Annotated in this window: 8 protein-coding genes; 3 read left to right on the top strand and 5 right to left on the bottom strand. The window is 69.3% G+C overall.

What is annotated here, in order from left to right; translation table 11 throughout:
• Window positions 1-248 precede the first annotated feature (248 nt).
• Window positions 249-1,508: an AAA family ATPase gene (locus H537_RS45015; RefSeq protein WP_238446771.1), complete on the top strand. Its 1,260-nt coding sequence runs from the start codon at window positions 249-251 to the stop codon at window positions 1,506-1,508.
• Window positions 1,505-2,530, top strand: a complete 1,026-nt coding sequence (locus H537_RS0123370) for a ParB/RepB/Spo0J family partition protein (RefSeq protein ID WP_028999785.1) — start codon at window positions 1,505-1,507, stop codon at window positions 2,528-2,530. Before H537_RS45015 ends, H537_RS0123370 begins: the two co-directional genes overlap by 4 nt.
• Window positions 2,531-4,533: 2,003 nt before the next feature.
• Here the strand turns inward: H537_RS0123370 and H537_RS45010 are convergent.
• Window positions 4,534-6,735 (bottom strand): site-specific integrase, encoded by a 2,202-nt coding sequence (locus H537_RS45010; protein ID WP_043459672.1) that lies wholly within the window; start codon window positions 6,733-6,735, stop codon window positions 4,534-4,536.
• A 287-nt stretch (window positions 6,736-7,022) separates the two neighbouring features.
• On the opposite strand from H537_RS45010, the gene H537_RS0123360 reads away from it, so the two are divergent.
• A complete protein-coding gene (locus H537_RS0123360) occupies window positions 7,023-7,385 on the top strand; it encodes a hypothetical protein (RefSeq protein WP_028999784.1) in 363 nt (120 codons plus the stop codon).
• Between the two features lie 74 nt (window positions 7,386-7,459).
• Here H537_RS0123360 and H537_RS0123355 read toward each other — a convergent pair whose 3' ends face one another.
• From H537_RS0123355 to H537_RS0123340, 4 genes are all read right to left on the bottom strand, one after another.
• The gene (locus tag H537_RS0123355; RefSeq protein ID WP_028999783.1) at window positions 7,460-8,092 is read right to left on the bottom strand and encodes a nitroreductase family protein; all 633 of its coding nucleotides are present in this window, start codon (window positions 8,090-8,092) and stop codon (window positions 7,460-7,462) included.
• A gap of 663 nt (window positions 8,093-8,755) precedes the next feature.
• Entirely contained in the window at window positions 8,756-10,054 is a 1,299-nt protein-coding gene (locus H537_RS0123350; protein ID WP_156901894.1) for a hypothetical protein, read from the bottom strand.
• Window positions 10,055-10,319: 265 nt separating this feature from the next.
• Window positions 10,320-13,151, bottom strand: a complete 2,832-nt coding sequence (gene fdhF, locus H537_RS45005) for a formate dehydrogenase subunit alpha (RefSeq protein WP_043459668.1) — start codon at window positions 13,149-13,151, stop codon at window positions 10,320-10,322.
• On the bottom strand, window positions 13,148-14,860 hold the full coding sequence (locus tag H537_RS0123340) for an NADH-ubiquinone oxidoreductase-F iron-sulfur binding region domain-containing protein (protein ID WP_028999781.1): 1,713 nt from the start codon (window positions 14,858-14,860) through the stop codon (window positions 13,148-13,150). The genes fdhF and H537_RS0123340 overlap by 4 nt, the downstream gene beginning before the upstream one ends.
• Between the last annotated feature and the right edge of the window lie 15 nt (window positions 14,861-14,875).

Raw genomic sequence — 14,875 nt, 5'->3', positions numbered from 1 at the left:
ACGTGGAATGTCTTAAGTGCCTGTCACACAAGGAGAATTCGAAGCCTAAAGGGTATTAAGGGTGTTAAGGGTCTGAAGTTATCCAAAGCGGCCACTGAAATTTTTCAGATCAGTCGCTCCATCCCGTTGTGGCATCGACGGCACGGTTCAGCACAAAGGCTTTGCAACAAATCGTCTGCTTGACACAATACGCGGCATTCATGCCTGCAGCGTCAAGCCGCTGCCCAACCAGAAGAAGCGAGGGTTCCGTGTTGGACAAGATTGAATTGAAACCGCCGCGGCCGATCGGGCTGCAGGACATCGCGGACCAGGCCGAGCGGGCCGTGGCGATGATGGGCGAGATCCGCAGCGCGATGCTGGCCCCGACGGCGCGCAAGAACGCACCGGTGTTCAACCTCAGCCAGCTCGCGGCGCTGTGCGGCATCGAGAAAGGTTCGTTGAGCCACCGCATGACGCGCGGCGACTTGCCTGGCGGCAAGCTCAACGAGGCGGGCTCGCGCCGGGAGTTCAGCCTGGCGGAAGCGCGTACCTGGATCCGCGAGTACCGCAAGGACCAGATGCGCCCGGCTGGCGCCGAGGCTGTCACCATCAGCATCGGGAATTTCAAGGGCGGGGTGAGCAAGACCACCACGGCCGTGACGCTGGCGCAGGGCCTGTCGCTGCTGGGGCACCGGGTGCTGGTGATCGACACGGACCCGCAGGGCTCGCTGACCACGCTGTTCGGCATCCTGCCGGACACCGAGGTGCAGGAATCCCACACCATCCTGCCGCTGTGCATGGGCAGCGAAACCTCCATCCGCTACGCCATCCAGCCGACCTACTGGGACGGTATCGACCTGGTGGCGGCGGCGCCGGTGCTGTTCGGCGCCGAGTTCGCGCTGCCGGCGCGGCAGACGCAGGAGCCGGGCTTCGAGTTCTGGCGCGTGCTGGACCTGGGCATCGACGACGTGCGCGCCGACTATGACGTGATCGTCATCGACACGCCGCCGGCCCTCTCCTACACGACCATCAACGCCTTCATGGCCAGCAACGGCATCATCATGCCGCTGCCCCCCAATGCGCTGGACTTCGCCTCCGCGGCGCAGTTCTGGAGCCTGTTCTCCGACCTCACGACCGAGCTGCTGGGCCGCCGTGGCCTGTCCAAGGAGTTCGACTTCATCCATGTGCTGCTGGCCCGGGTGGACTCCACCGACGCCGCCAGCACCATCGTGCGCCAGTGGATCGGCCAGACCTACGCCGAGAAGGTGCTGCCGGTGGAGATTCCGAAGACCGCCGTCACGGGCGTCACGGCGGCCGAGTTCGGCACCGTGTACGACGTGGCCCGCTACGACGGCAGCGCGCGCACCTTCAAGCGCGCGCGCGACGCGTACGACTCTTTCGTCGGCCACGTGGAGGGCTCCATCCGCTCGGTCTGGGCGCAACAGCAGCAGCGCTCAGGCGCACCCGCAGGCGCGGCGGCCAAGGGTGTTGAACCGTTCAACACCCGCAAGGCGAGGGCACGCGCATGAGCAAGAAACTCGCTGCCAAGGCCGGCCTGATCCAGGTGCCGCCGGTATCGCCGGTGGCGGGCGGCGTGGGCGCGGCCGCCGAGGATGCACGCGCCAAGACGGCGCCGGGCTCGATGCTGCAGTTCCTCTCCACGCAGTCGGCCGCGATCAAGGAAGCCGAGGACCTGCGCGAGCGGCTGCGCGACTTCGAAGGTGCGGTGCCGGTGCGCAGCCTGGACGCGGCCTCCGTCCGTCCGTCGCGCTGGGCCAACCGGCATGAGGCGAGCTTCGCGGATGCGGAGTTCCGCGAGCTCAAGACCGAGATCGAGTCCGCGGGCGGCAACGTGCAACCGGTGAAGGTGCGGCCGCTGTCGGAAGCCGAGCAGCGCGCGGCACAGCCGGGCGTGCTCTACGAGCTGGTGTTCGGCCACCGCCGCCACCGGGCCTGCCTCGAGCTGGGGCTGCCGGTGCGGGCGCTGGTGGAGGAAGTCAGTGACCAGCAGCTGTTCGAAGCGATGGAGCGCGAGAACCGCGGCCGCAAGAACCTGAGCCCGTGGGAGCAGGGCTGCATGTACCGGCGTGCGCTGGATGAGGGGCTGTACCCGTCGCTGCGCAAGCTGGCGGAATCCGTGCAGGTGGACGTGTCGCTGGTGTCCAAGAGCCTGGCACTGGCGCGCCTGCCGGCCGCTGTGGTGGAGGCTTTTGCTTCGCCGCTGGAAATCCAGTTCCGCTGGGCGCAGCCACTGTCGGAGCTGCTGCAAAAGGACCCGGATGCGGTGCTGGAGCGGGCGCGCGAACTCAAGGGGCAGGGCAAGGCACTGGCGGCGCAGGCCGTGTTCAACGCGCTCACCGGCCAAGCCATGGTGACGGCACCGTCCGCCGCGTCCTCCCACCTGCGCCGCGATGGGCGCAAGCTCGCCACGCTGAGCCGTGATGCGCGCGGACGCGCGTCGCTGCGCTTCGAGGCCGGCGTGCTGCCGCCGGAGCGCGAGGCGGAATTGCTGCGGCTGGTCGAGGACTTCATACGCCGCCAGCCGGCGTGAACCCGAAGGCGCCGCAAGGCGCCTTTTTCTTTGGGTGTTGAACCGTTCAACACCCTGCGTCCCCCAGCCCGCAGAGCTTTCCTGCCGGGCCACGGCGGAGCCGCGGCGCAGGTGTTGAACGGTTCAACACGTCGGCAGCGGGCCGGCTGGGTCGACGCAGTGCTGCAGCCGACAGGCGAAGCGCGATGCCGGGTCAGCAGTCCGGTGGCTGGGAGAGGAGGAGGGCCGATGTTGGCGCGCGCTCCCCAGGACGGTTGCGCATCCCTGTCCCGGCAAGGACGGCCATGGCTTTGCCGGGACCGACCCGCTCCACGTCTTGCCACGTTGTTCCCACCCGAGCGCCCTGCCGTCCAGGGAAATCCAAGTGGCCGCTCGCTCGTTGGCTGCAATCTGGGGAGGCCCACCCGGGCGGCGTAGCTGCGCATACCCACGGATGCGCAGGGACGTCGCCGGGCTGGGGCCCCCGGGAGTCGAAGCGCTTGGCTCGCCGATTCGTCGCTTCCGCAAGGCCGGGCGTCCCGGAGGTGCCAGGCCACTGCAAGCAGATCCGCGGGGGTCTCGACTCAACGCTTCACGGTCCTTCCGCTTCGCCCCCTGCTTTGTCACTCCCGCGCAGGCGGGAGTCCAGGCGGTCCCGGCGCCGGTGCAGGCAGATCGGGTTGAACGCTAGAGCTCCGGTCGTGGTTCGCAGCAGCCAGGCTTGGTGCTGGCGAGGGGCCGCACAGCCTGCCGCTTTCACGAGAATGACGAAGTGGAAGGACGACTACCCGGGCTTCATCTGGCCCAAACGCTTCGACTCTCCTGGACGCCAGTGCAACGCGGGTGCGGACGCCGCTGCAGGCCAGCGCTTTTGTGGCGATGGGGAAGGGCGGTTGCGAGTCGCACCACCACGGTGTGCCGTGCCATGTCACACCTCTCTGCTGGCCGGTTCTGATGAGCATGGGAACCGGCTCGTGTCCAGTCCGGAACGCTGGCTCCCGTCAGGTCGCCGCCATGCGACAGCGGCGGGCGGCCAGTCCCGCAGCGTTGGTCAGGCAGGCAGGCGCATGGCGGCCAACCACCTCGCGGCGTGCAGGGCTCTGCAGGTGTTGAACCGTTCAACACCTGCGGTGACGCTGTGGCGGTGCGGGTGCCCATGCCCGGTGCCCTGCATTCCAGGCTCGATGCAGGATCCTCGGACGGCCTGCCGTACAGGTCCCTTCAGTGTCGGCACGGGGCTCCCGTAGACCCTCACCTGCAGTCGTTTAGCGCCCAAGGGCTCACTTGGGCGGGCTGCGTGAGCCATCGCGTTTGCCTACGAAGGCAGGAAGCCCGGTATCACGACGCGGAATCTGACGTCGTGATGCTGGCACAGGGTCGGGCCACGTGCCGGGACGGTCAGGTGTTGAACGGTTCAACACCCCATCGCGTCCGGGCTTGGCGGCCCAAGGCGAATGGCTCGGTTGGGGCGCTTTCCTGAGGTCCAAGCGTGCACGCTGTACGCTCGGTGGAGGGCTGCGTGGGCTTCCACAGTGCCCGCCGAAAGGCGTAGAAAAGGATCGGCTGTCGTCTTGACGAATCTGACGCTGATTCTCCTAAAAACGTCCAGCGAACGGATTCCGTTTGCACGTGCCGAGGTGATCTGTCATGGCTCCTGAAAAACCTCACGTCGGGCATCCATGGCCTGAACTGGGTGAAACCTTCCAGCGCGGTGGACACGCAGCGGCACGCACGACCGTTCAAAACCAGCTCATGGGAGGAAGGGACGGGCCAGGCAAGGCCGCGCACCAGCGCGGGGCAGGGCAGTGCGCGAGCCATGTGTGCCCTTGCCCACCGGTATCTGACTGCAGCAGGGCAGGTATTCGGAAGCCCATACCGCGGCGGGCGAAGCCGATGCGGACCCGGACGGTCGCGGGCGCCGGCGTAGAGCGCCGAAAGGGCAGGGTGTTGAACCGTTCAACACCCGGGGTTCATGCCGCCGCGGTTCCTGTCCCGAAAACCCTCACCCGTCGCCGCATGCCCCTTCAACCACCGCCGCGACGGCGCACCTTGGCCAGCTCGCGCAGCATGAGCTGCTGCTCGGGCCGCGTGTAGAGCGAGGTGGTCTTGAGATCGGCATGTCCCATGGCACCCATCAGCGCCACCGGCAGCACGCCGTCGGCCGCCGCGTTGTTGGCAAAGAAATGCCGCAGCCAGTGCGTGGAGGCGCTGCGGAAGGCATCACCGTCCAGCGGCGGCTGGGCCTCATGCGCGTGCTCGCCCGCATGGCGCAGCAGCCGCTTGAGCGACTGGTACAGCGCCGATGGTTCCAGCGCACCCCAGCGATCGGCCTGGCGGCCGGGTGCCAGCGTCGGCACGCCTTGCGCGTCCAGGCGCCAGCGAGGCACCGCGCCACGCAGCGCGCCGATGAGCGGTCGCTGCGCCCGCTCATCGGCGCGGGCGCGGGTCGTCGCCGTGCCCGCTTCCTGTCCATCCCATGGCGTGGCGGCGCCGTCCACGGACATGCCGCCGTCGCTTGCGGCGCCCGCCGGCGTGAGGAGCGTGCGCAGCGGCGCTGCCGGTTCGTGGCCGATGCCCGCGGCCGCCATGTCCGCCTGGTGCCGGTCGATGAGCGCCTTGATGTCGTCGTAGATCGGCACGCTGCGGCGGCGGTGTCCCTTGCCCAGCACTTCCAGCATCCACACGGAGTCGCCCTCGAAACGCTCGCGCCGCAGCCCGGAGAGCCGGGCGGTGCACAGCTCGATCAGCCGCAGCCCGGTGGTGGCGCCTAACTCCAGCACCAGCCGCAGCCGGCGCAGGCTGCGAGCGCGGGCGGGCTTCGCGTCCGGCCCCAGGTCGGCCAAGCCACCAAGTGCGCCCGCCTCGCGGTACAGCGCCTCCCAGCACGACATCAGCCAGCTCCATTGCGCCTCGTCGAAGCTGCGCCGCACGTCGATGCCCGGGCGCGGCAGCTTCATGTGTGGCGTGACGCCGGCCGCGGCGTTGGCGCCCAGGTAGCCCGCCTTCATCAGCGCGCCCAGCATCGAGGCGACCACGGTGAGCGCGTGGCGCTGCGACAGCGGGCTCAGCGGGCCGCGGAAAGGGCGCCAGTGCTCGCTGTCCCGCGCTTCCTGGCGCGGCTGTTGCCAGTCCCCGGGCGGGTTCGCGATGAAGCCGCGGTAGGCATGCAGATCCTCTTCCTGGACCGAGGACAGCGGCTTGCGCCGCACGCACAGGCACCACAGGTAAAAACGCTCGGCCTCGCGCGCGTAGGAGGCATAGGTACGCGGTGACATGGCGTAGCGCTGCAGCCAGGCGCGCAAGGCCTCCAAGTCCGTTGACGCGCCCAGGACATTGGGCGTGGCCAGGCGGAACACGCCATGCCGGCCGTCGAGGTCGGGTGGCACCGCTAGTCGTTCCAGCGGGACGATGCCCAGGCGCCGGTCCTGCACGGCCGCCAGCGTCCGCTCGCGCACCAGCGCCAGTTGACGTGCCGGCTGCAGCGCCACCTCCTGCAGCGGATGGCCCAGCGACTCGGCCAAGGGCCGCAGCCAGTCCAGCAGCCGCCCGGCCCGTACCGCACCCACACCCGGCACCCGCCGGTGCCAGCGTGCGCCATGCACGTTGGCGAAGTCGGCCAGGTCGCGCAGCGTCAGCAGCCCGGCCCCGCGCAGCGCGGCGGCCAGCGCCGGCGTGAGCCACAACGCGAGCGCGTCGTCCAGCGCCGGCGGCGCGGACAGCGCCGTGGCCAAGCGGTTGAGCGCCGCCAGCCGGGCCGGACGCGGCGTCGGGCCGGCGGTCGCCGGCTGTGGCATCACCGCCACGTCGAGACCGAATTCGGACTGGTACGCGCGTAGCCATTCCGCCGGGTCCCGGTCCTCGGGGTCAATGCCCGTCGCCTCGCAGCATTGGGCGATCCAGTCCTGAAGGGACGGCAGGCCGGCGTCCGCCGGGGCCGGCGCAGGCTCCGCCAGCGCTTCAGCCGCCACCTCGTCCAGCCCCTGCGCCCGTGCCGCCTGTGCGATCTGGCGGCGCAGCCGCCGCGCCTGCGCCGCGAAATGCCGCTCGTCGTCCGGCCCGCCCGCGAAGGCCATGTAGCGCTCCCAGGCCGCGCGCAGGTTCACGCCTTCGGCCAGCGCCCGCAGGAAGCTGAAGTGATGCAGCCGCAGTTGCGACTGTGGAGACCCCACCTCGGCCCGGCTGCCGAGCGGCCGGCCGCGCCGCGATGCGCCCAACGGCGCCGTCATCGCCCGAATCGGCCGCCGGCCCGCGGCCGGTGGCTGGAAACGCCACGGTTTGCCGCTTGCCCGCAGCCTGGAGCCACGCCGGGCTGCCCGTTCGTGCCATCCTCAACGGCATGTAGATTGAATATATGTAGTACCTGCATAACAAGAATTATCAGGGTATGAGTGCAGCGCCAAACCATTCCGAAACAGCATGATCTTGGCACTCGGCCAGCAGCCCGCCCGGTCGAAACCGAGCGCGGCGGTGAAGCCCCCGTGGACCGTCCTGCCTTCCCCCTACCATCGCCGCCATGTCACCTCTGCTGTCATCCGCCCTGTCCGAAGTCCAGCCCTTCATTGCCGAGCGTGGCTGGCACGCACCCGCGCCGTCCACGCTGCACGAGGCGCAGCGCCTGCTCGAGCTCACTGCGGCGGCTTGGCCGGCGCCGGAAGTGACGGTGGAGCCCGAAGGCGCCATTGCGCTGGCCTGGGAAAGTGCCGAGCGGGGATGGCTGAAGCTCAGTGTGCGTGGCCAGGGCGAACTGGCGCACGAGGCCGTGATCGACGGCGACGAGTACGAGCAGGTCGAGGCCTGGTCCGCAGACGCGGCCGGCGCGACGCTGCCGGACTGGGCCCACGAGCTGCTGCGCCGGCTGTGGCCCTGCGACGCGTGACAGCGTCGCGGCCGACCCGCTGCGCTCCGGGCTGAGCACCTGGCCGCAGCCGGGCCGACCATCCGGCCGGTGCCCTACAGCTCGCTGGCGATCTCGTGCGGGCTGGGGCGCGGGCGCATCGGCTTGCGCTGCGTCACGCTGCCCACGCTGACGAAGCACACCGCCTCTTCGCCCGGCTGCAGGCCGAACAGCGTGCGCAGCCGCGGCGACGTCATCGCCTGTCCGCTGGTGAGCCCGGCACCAAAACCCATGGCGTGCGCCAGCAGCAGCAGGTTCTGTAGCGCCGCGCCCAGCGATACCAGCCGCTCCGATGCCGGCATGTCGGGCTGCGCTGGTCCCAACTTGGCCACTGCCAGCATCAGCAGCGGCGCCCGATGCGCCTTCTCGCGCGCAGACTCGCGCTCGGCCGCCGTGGCCCGGGCGTCACGGTCCAGCAGCGCGCCTTCGAACATGTCGGCCAGCAGCACCCGCTTGGCTGCCGGCACGATGACGAAGCGCCACGGCCGCAGCTCGCCATGGTCCGGCGCCGCTGCCGCCGCCAGCAGCAGCCGTTGCAACTGCTGGGCGTCCGGGCCCGGCTCGGCCAGCCGCTTGGGCAGCACGCTCTGGCGCGAGGTGATGAGCGCCTGCGCCAGCGCCGCCAGGTCTTCTTCGGTTCCAGGGACGGCGGTGGCGGGCGAAGCAGCGGGCTTGGGAGGCAGGCTCATGTCGTTCACGGCAAGGGGCTGGCGAATGAGAACCATTGTCATGTATGGCTACAAGTTGCCATGCCCGCTGTAGCAAAAGCGCCCCGAGGGGGGGATTGACCAACGCAGCCGGGCGTCACTCTGCGTTACAGCTTCGTCACCTATGGCATCGCCCATCGGCGGTCTATGGAGGGTTTTACGGGGGTGCGGCAGGTGGTGCCGTAAGGCCTGCCGGCGACGCTCTAGGGCCAAAGCAGGCCGGCCGAGCCCTGTTCAGGCCCCTTTTCGCGTCTGCAGCCGGACGCTGCGAGAGGCCGAATCGCGCGGAAGTAGGCGTTCACAGGGCTGTTTGCCGGAACGATCGCCACTGGCGTGCCCAAGCGGCGCCGCATGCGAGTGAGACGATGGCCGCGGTGCTCATGACGTTGTCTGTGCAACCGTTGTGCGGGCTTGGTACCTTGTGTGCTAAACGTACCCGGCCCGCGTGGAGCGGCTTGGATGCCGCCGCAGCGACTTGCCACGCGCCGTGCGTAGGGAGCCGCATGCGCGGCGCGTGAAGCCTGCCTGACCCCTGTAGCGGCTGCAGCAGGCCCTGCGGCACGGCTTGGCGTCACGGCACGGAACGCACGGGCGAAAAAAAGGCCGGCAATGCCGGCCCGTTCAAGGAGTATGGTGGTTTTTGGTTTAGAGCTTGGGCGCACAGGACGCGAATTTCGAGGGGCATGCTGCATTCAGGCCGCCGGCGCTGCCGGTGGGGAAGGCTTCGCCCTTGAACATTTTCAGCACATCCGCCCAGGGATTGTGCTTGTCGGTATAGCGGTTCCAGAAGATGTAATTGCTGTACAGGCGGTCGCGGGCAAAACTGTAGATCTTGCGCACGTCGACCTTGGTGTACGGGCCGCCGTGCTTGACCGCGTTATAGCAGTCGGATTCCACCTTCATGCCGATGGGAACCACGCCCCTGGCCTTCGGGTTGAACACATAAGCCGAGCGTTCCAGGTCCGGGTCGTTGATGAAAACGTCCGGGCCGCCCATGCCCACGCCCTTGTCCTTCATGTTCTCGAACAGCGCCGGGACCAGATTGGACGGGTAATTCATGAACTGGATCACCACGCTGTTGGAAAATGCGGAGCGCGTGGCAGTATCGACCTTGGCCAAATTGGAGAAGAACTGGTTCTTCTGCGAATCCGACAGCGGCTTGACCATCTTGCCCCAGGCCGTTTCGTTGAACGCCACGCCTTCGAAGTTGTTGTCCTTGTTGTAGCGGTTGGCCAGGGCCTGCATGAGGGCGATCAGGCGGTCGCGCACGTCGTCGTCGTACAGCGCCATGTTCTCGCCATAGGTGCCCTTGATGGTGCCGATGCGGAAGGCGCCGCCGCTGTACTGCGAGGTGCGCAGGTAATCGGGAATGGCCTTGTCGCCGTCGAAGGTCTTGGTACCCACCATCAGGAACAGGCGCTTGTTCTTGGCCTTGGCCTTGTTCAGGTAGCGATCAATACGCGAGAAATCGTATTGGCCCTTGCCCTTTTCCAACTGCCACCAGCTGGCGCGAATCATGATGCCCTTGACGAAAGGCATGCCGGCGGTTTCGTTCAGGGCGGCGTCAATGACAAAATCGTTGGCGCTCGACCCGAATTGGATGTAATGGCCCGGATTCCATTTGGTCACGCTGCCGGCCATGAGCGCAGAAGACTGCAGCGAGCCGCCGCTTTCACTGGCCTGCTGACGAACGAAGGTCAACGGGTCCAGCATCGGAACTTCGTCGCCCACGAAATCGTCCGGGCCGAAACGGGCCGAAGTATCTTCGGTCGAGGCGGTCGTCAAACCAGCCGCCGATTCTCTCTGGGTGCTGGCCAGAGCGGTCGCGGATTCTGCCTGCGCGGCCGTTTCATTCTGGAGGTCTTCACCCCCGCCGCATGCGCCAAGAAGAGCGGAGCATGCGATGGCAATTGCCAAAAAAGTCTTTTGGGTCGTGAGTTTCATCGGTCAGTCAATGGCTCGCCCCGGCATGCACGCCAAAGCGTGCATACCCGAACTTGGGCACAGGCGGACCTGGCTGGCGCTTATAGGACGCGCCTTCTTTGCTCAGGGTCGACAGGGATTGCGCTTGCCCAAGGAAAAGCACCGTGGGCGGCACGGACCGAACAATGCCATGCGATGCTGCAGGTCGCGTTACTGCATCTTGGGAGGCGTAAGTGGATGCAGTTGAGCCCCGGGCGCGAGGCGGCCGGGGCTTTCGTGACGAATGTCACTCAGGCAACAAGCGTGCCGCCGTCACTTTGAAGCCCGGGATCTTTGCCACCGCATCGAGCGCGTCGCCCGTGAGCGTGTTGGCCGCGGCCTCCCAGAACGCGAAGGGGATGAAGAGCTGGCCGCGCTGGACCTGCTCCGTGACGCTTGCACGCGCAACCACCCCGCCGTGGTGCGTCTCCAGCCTGACGTTCGCCCCGTCGGCCACCCCCAGCGCCGCCGCATCCAGCGGATGCAGGCTCACCAGGGCCTCGGGCGTGATGGCGTCGAGCATGCTGGCGTGGCGCGTCATCGCGCCCGTGTGCCAGTGCTCCAGCACGCGCCCGGTGGTCAGCACGAAGGGATAGTCGGCGTCGGTGCGCTCCGCGCCAGGGCGGAACTGCGTGGGCACGAGCCTGGCGCAGCCGTCAGGCATGGGGAAGCTGTCCACGAACACCACGCTCTGTCCCGGCGCGTCCTCCGCGGGTGCGGGCGTGACCACCGCCTCCTCGCGCAGCAGGCGGCTCCAGGGCACGCCGGCCAGCGGCGCCATCACGGCGCGCATCTCCTCGTACACGCGCGCCACTGGCGCCTCGGCGGCCGCCTGGCCCGCGCCATCCTCGGCGTGCCAGTAGCTCCAGTCGGCGCCCAGGCGCCGGCCGAGCTGCTCGATCACCCACAGGTCCTGCATCGCCTGCCCCGGCGGGGAGACCGCGGGGCGGCCGATCTGGATCAGCCGGTCGGTGTTGGTGTAGGTGCCCCACTTCTCGGGCTGCGCCGAGGCGGGCAGCACCACGTCGGCCAGCAGCGCGGTCTCGGTGGCGAAGATGTCCTGCACCACCAGGTGCTGCAGCTCCGCCAGGGCCTGGCGCGCGAAGTTCAGGTCCGGGTCGCTCATGGCCGGGTTCTCGCCCTCCACGAACAGGCCGCGGATGTGGCCCTCGTGCGCCGCATGCATGATCTCCACCACCGTCATGCCCGGCCGCGCATCGATCTCGCCACCCCACAGCGCCTCGAACTCGGCCCGCACCGCGGCCTCGCTCACGCGCTGGTAGTTGGGCAGCATCATCGGGATCAGGCCCGCGTCGCTGGCGCCCTGCACGTTGTTCTGCCCGCGCAGCGGGTGCAGCCCGGTGCCGGGACGCCCGATCTGGCCCGTGATCAGCGCCAGCGCGATCAGCGCGCGCGCGTTGTCGGTGCCGTGCACGTGCTGGCTCACGCCCATGCCCCACAGGATCATGGCGCTGCGCGCCGTGGCGAAGGCACGCGCCACCTCGCGGATTGTCTCGGCCGGGATGCCGCAGATCTCGGACATGCGCTCCGGCGTGGCCTCGGCCACCGAGGCCTTGAGCTGCTCGAAGCCGTTGACGCGTGCGCCTATGAAGGCCTCGTCCACCAGCCCCTCGGCCACGATCACGTGCAGCAGCCCGTTGAGCAGCGCCACGTCGGTGTCGGGGCGGAACTGCAGGTGCCACTTGGCGCGGCGCGAGAGCTGCTGGCGGCGCGGGTCGGCGATGACCAGCGTTGCGCCCGCATCGACGGCGTTCTTGATGAAGCTCGCTGCCACGGGGTGGTTCACCGTGGGGTTGGCGCCGATGAGGAAGATCACTTCCGCCTGCGCCACGTCCGCCACCGGGTTGCTCACCGCGCCGGAGCCGATGCCCTCCAGCAGCGCCGCCACCGAGCTGGCATGGCACAGCCGCGTGCAGTGGTCGACGTGGGAGCTTCTGAACACCTGGCGCACGAGCTTCTGGAACAGGTAGGCCTCCTCGTTGCTGCCCTTGGCCGAGCCGAAGCCCGCCAGCGGCGACTCGAAGCCCGGCGCCGCCGCGTCGCGGATGCGCTGGAAGCCCTGCGCCGCCAGCGCCAGCGCCTCTTCCCAGCTCGCCTCGCGGAACAGCGCCTGCAGCGGCTTGGCGCCGGACTTCACGGCCTCGATGTCGGCCGGGTCCTTGGGCACGCCCTCGCGGCGCACCAGCGGCACCTGCAGCCGCTTGGGGTTGTGGATGTAGTCGAAGCCGAAGCGGCCCTTGACGCACAGCCGTCCGTGGTTGGCCGGGCCGTCGCGGCCGGTGACGGTGTGGATGCGCTCGCCGCCCTCGCCGTCCGGGCCCACGTTCCAGGTCAGCTGGCAGCCCACGCCGCAGTAGGGGCACACCGAGTCCACGCGCTTGGTGACCTCCGCCAGCCCCGCGCCGCGCGCGGGCATGAGCGCGCCCGTGGGGCAGGCCTGCACGCACTCGCCGCAGGCCACGCAGCTGGACAGGCCCAGCGGGTCGCCCGCGTCGAACACGATGCGCTCGGCCGAGCCGCGCAGCGCCAGGCCGATCACGTCGTTGCCCTGCTCCTCGCGGCACGCGCGCAGGCAGCGCGTGCACTGGATGCAGGCGTCCAGGTTCACGGCGATGGCCGGGTGGCTCAGGTCCGGCGCCGCGTAGGCGCTGCGCTCGCGCTGCGGCAGCCGCCCGCGCGGCACCTCCAGCGCCTGCGCCCACTGCGTCAGCTCGGACTCCTTGGTGTACTCGTCGGTGCTGCCGGCGTCGCTGACCAGCAGCTCCAGCACCATCGAGCGCGCCTTGACCGCGCGCGGGCTGTCGATCTTCACCTTCATGCCCGGCGCCGCGGCGCGGCAGCAGGAGGCGCTCAGGGTGCGCTCGCCTTCCACCTCCACCATGCACGCGCGGCAGTTGCCCACGGGACGCAGGCCGTCGGTGTGGCACAGGTGCGGGATCTCCACGCCTTCGCGCAGCGCGACTTCCCACAGCGTCTCGCCGGGCAGCGCCTTCACGGCACGGCCGTCGAGCTGCAGCTCCATGGTTTCAGCGTTCAGGTTCGGGATGCGTGCATTCATGGCTGCAGCTCCTGGGGAAAGTAGTTGATGACGCAATCCACGGGATTGGGTGCGGCCTGGCCCAGGCCGCAGATGGAGGCGTCGCGCATCACCTGCGACAGCTCCGCCAGCAGCGGCTGGTCCCACTGGTCGCCGGCGATGAGCGTGGCGATCTTGGCCGTGCCGCTGCGGCACGGCGTGCACTGGCCGCAGCTCTCCTCGGCGAAGAAGTGCATGAGGTTGCGCGCGGCATCCACCGCGCGGTCGTGCTGCGACAGCACCATCACCGCCGCGGAGCCGATGAAGCAGCCGTGGAACTGCAGCGTGTCGAAGTCCAGCGGCACGTCCGCCAGCCGCGCGGGCAGGATGCCGCCCGAGGCCCCGCCGGGCAGGTAGGCATAGAGCTCGTGGCCGGGGAGCATGCCGCCGCAGTATTCGTCCACCAGCTCGCGCAGCGTGATGCCCGCCGGCGCCAGGTGCACGCCGGGTTTCACCACCCGGCCCGAGACCGAGAAGCTGCGCAGGCCCTTGCGCCCGTTGCGGCCCTGGGCTGCGAACCACTGCGGGCCGCGCTCCAGCAGGTCGCGCACCCAGTACAGCGTCTCGAAGTTGTGTTCCAGCGTGGGCCGGCTGAACAGGCCCACCTGCGCCACGTAGGGCGGGCGCAGCCGCGGCATGCCGCGCTTGCCTTCGATCGACTCGATCATCGCGGACTCCTCGCCGCAGATGTAGGCGCCCGCGCCCCGGCGCAGCTCGATGGTGGGCAGCCCGCCCACGGGCGGCGCGGCCTGCAGCTTCGCCAGCTCGGCCTCCAGGATCGCGCGGCAGCCGTGGTACTCGTCACGCAGGTAGATGTAGACGGCCGAGACGCCCACGGCCCAGGCCGCGATCAGCGTGCCTTCCAGGAACCGGTGCGGGTCGCGCTCCAGGTAGTAGCGGTCCTTGAAGGTGCCGGGCTCGCCCTCGTCGATGTTCACCGCCATCAGGCGCGGTGCCGGCTCCTGGCGCACCAGGCGCCACTTGCGCCCGGTCGGGAAGCCCGCGCCGCCCAGGCCGCGCAGCCCGGCGTCCTCCAGCGTGGCGATCACTTCTTCGACGTCGCGCTCGCCGCGGCGGCAGGCCTCCAGCAGTCGGTAGCCGCCGGCGGCGCGGTAATCCGCCAGGTCGGCATAAGGCTCCGGCTCGTGGCGCGTGGCGCCCTGCTGCACGGCCTGCACCACCTGCTCCACCGTGGCCTGCGGCAGCGGGTGCTGGTGCACCACCGCCACCGGCGCCTGCTCGCAGCGGCCCAGGCAGGGCGCCGGGATCACGCGCACGTCGGCGTCCAGCAGTTGCGGCAGGCGCTCCAGCAGCTCCGCGGAGCCCGCCAGGCTGCAGCTCAGGCTCTCGCACACGCGCACGGTCAGCCGCGGCGGCGCGGGATAAGCGCCCTGCGCGTCCTCCCGAACGATGTCGAAGTGGTGATAGAAGCTCGCGACCTCGAACACCTCCGTCTGCGACAGCCGGAAGCGCTGCGCCAGCGCGGCCAGGTGGTCAGTGCGCAGCTGGCCGAAGCGGTCGTTGAGCGCATGCAGGTGCTCGATCAGCAGGTCGCGGCGCAGCACCAGGTGCGCGGTGGTGGTTTCGACGTCGGCCAGGGCCGTGGCCGTCACGGGCCGCTCGCGCTGCGTGCGCTGGGCCCGGCGCGGCGCGTCGGCCTGCAGCGGGCGGATCGGTATCACGCTGTTCATCTGGGTCTCCTCGCG

It is taken from the genome of Azohydromonas australica DSM 1124, from assembly GCF_000430725.1.
Lineage (GTDB): Bacteria > Pseudomonadota > Gammaproteobacteria > Burkholderiales > Burkholderiaceae_C > Azohydromonas > Azohydromonas australica.
This window is presented reverse-complemented; position numbering and strand designations above follow the sequence as displayed.

Bases quoted from the DNA above. Each gene is read 5' to 3' on its own strand.
- H537_RS0123360 (WP_028999784.1), top strand. From the start codon at position 7,023: ATGTCACCTCTGCTGTCATCCGCCCTGTCCGAAGTCCAGCCCTTCATT.
- fdhF (WP_043459668.1), bottom strand. From the start codon at position 13,151: ATGAATGCACGCATCCCGAACCTGAACGCTGAAACCATGGAGCTGCAG.
- H537_RS0123340 (WP_028999781.1), bottom strand. From the start codon at position 14,860: ATGAACAGCGTGATACCGATCCGCCCGCTGCAGGCCGACGCGCCGCGC.
- H537_RS45010 (WP_043459672.1), bottom strand. From the start codon at position 6,735: ATGACGGCGCCGTTGGGCGCATCGCGGCGCGGCCGGCCGCTCGGCAGC.
- H537_RS0123370 (WP_028999785.1), top strand. From the start codon at position 1,505: ATGAGCAAGAAACTCGCTGCCAAGGCCGGCCTGATCCAGGTGCCGCCG.
- H537_RS0123350 (WP_156901894.1), bottom strand. From the start codon at position 10,054: ATGAAACTCACGACCCAAAAGACTTTTTTGGCAATTGCCATCGCATGC.
- H537_RS0123355 (WP_028999783.1), bottom strand. From the start codon at position 8,092: ATGAGCCTGCCTCCCAAGCCCGCTGCTTCGCCCGCCACCGCCGTCCCT.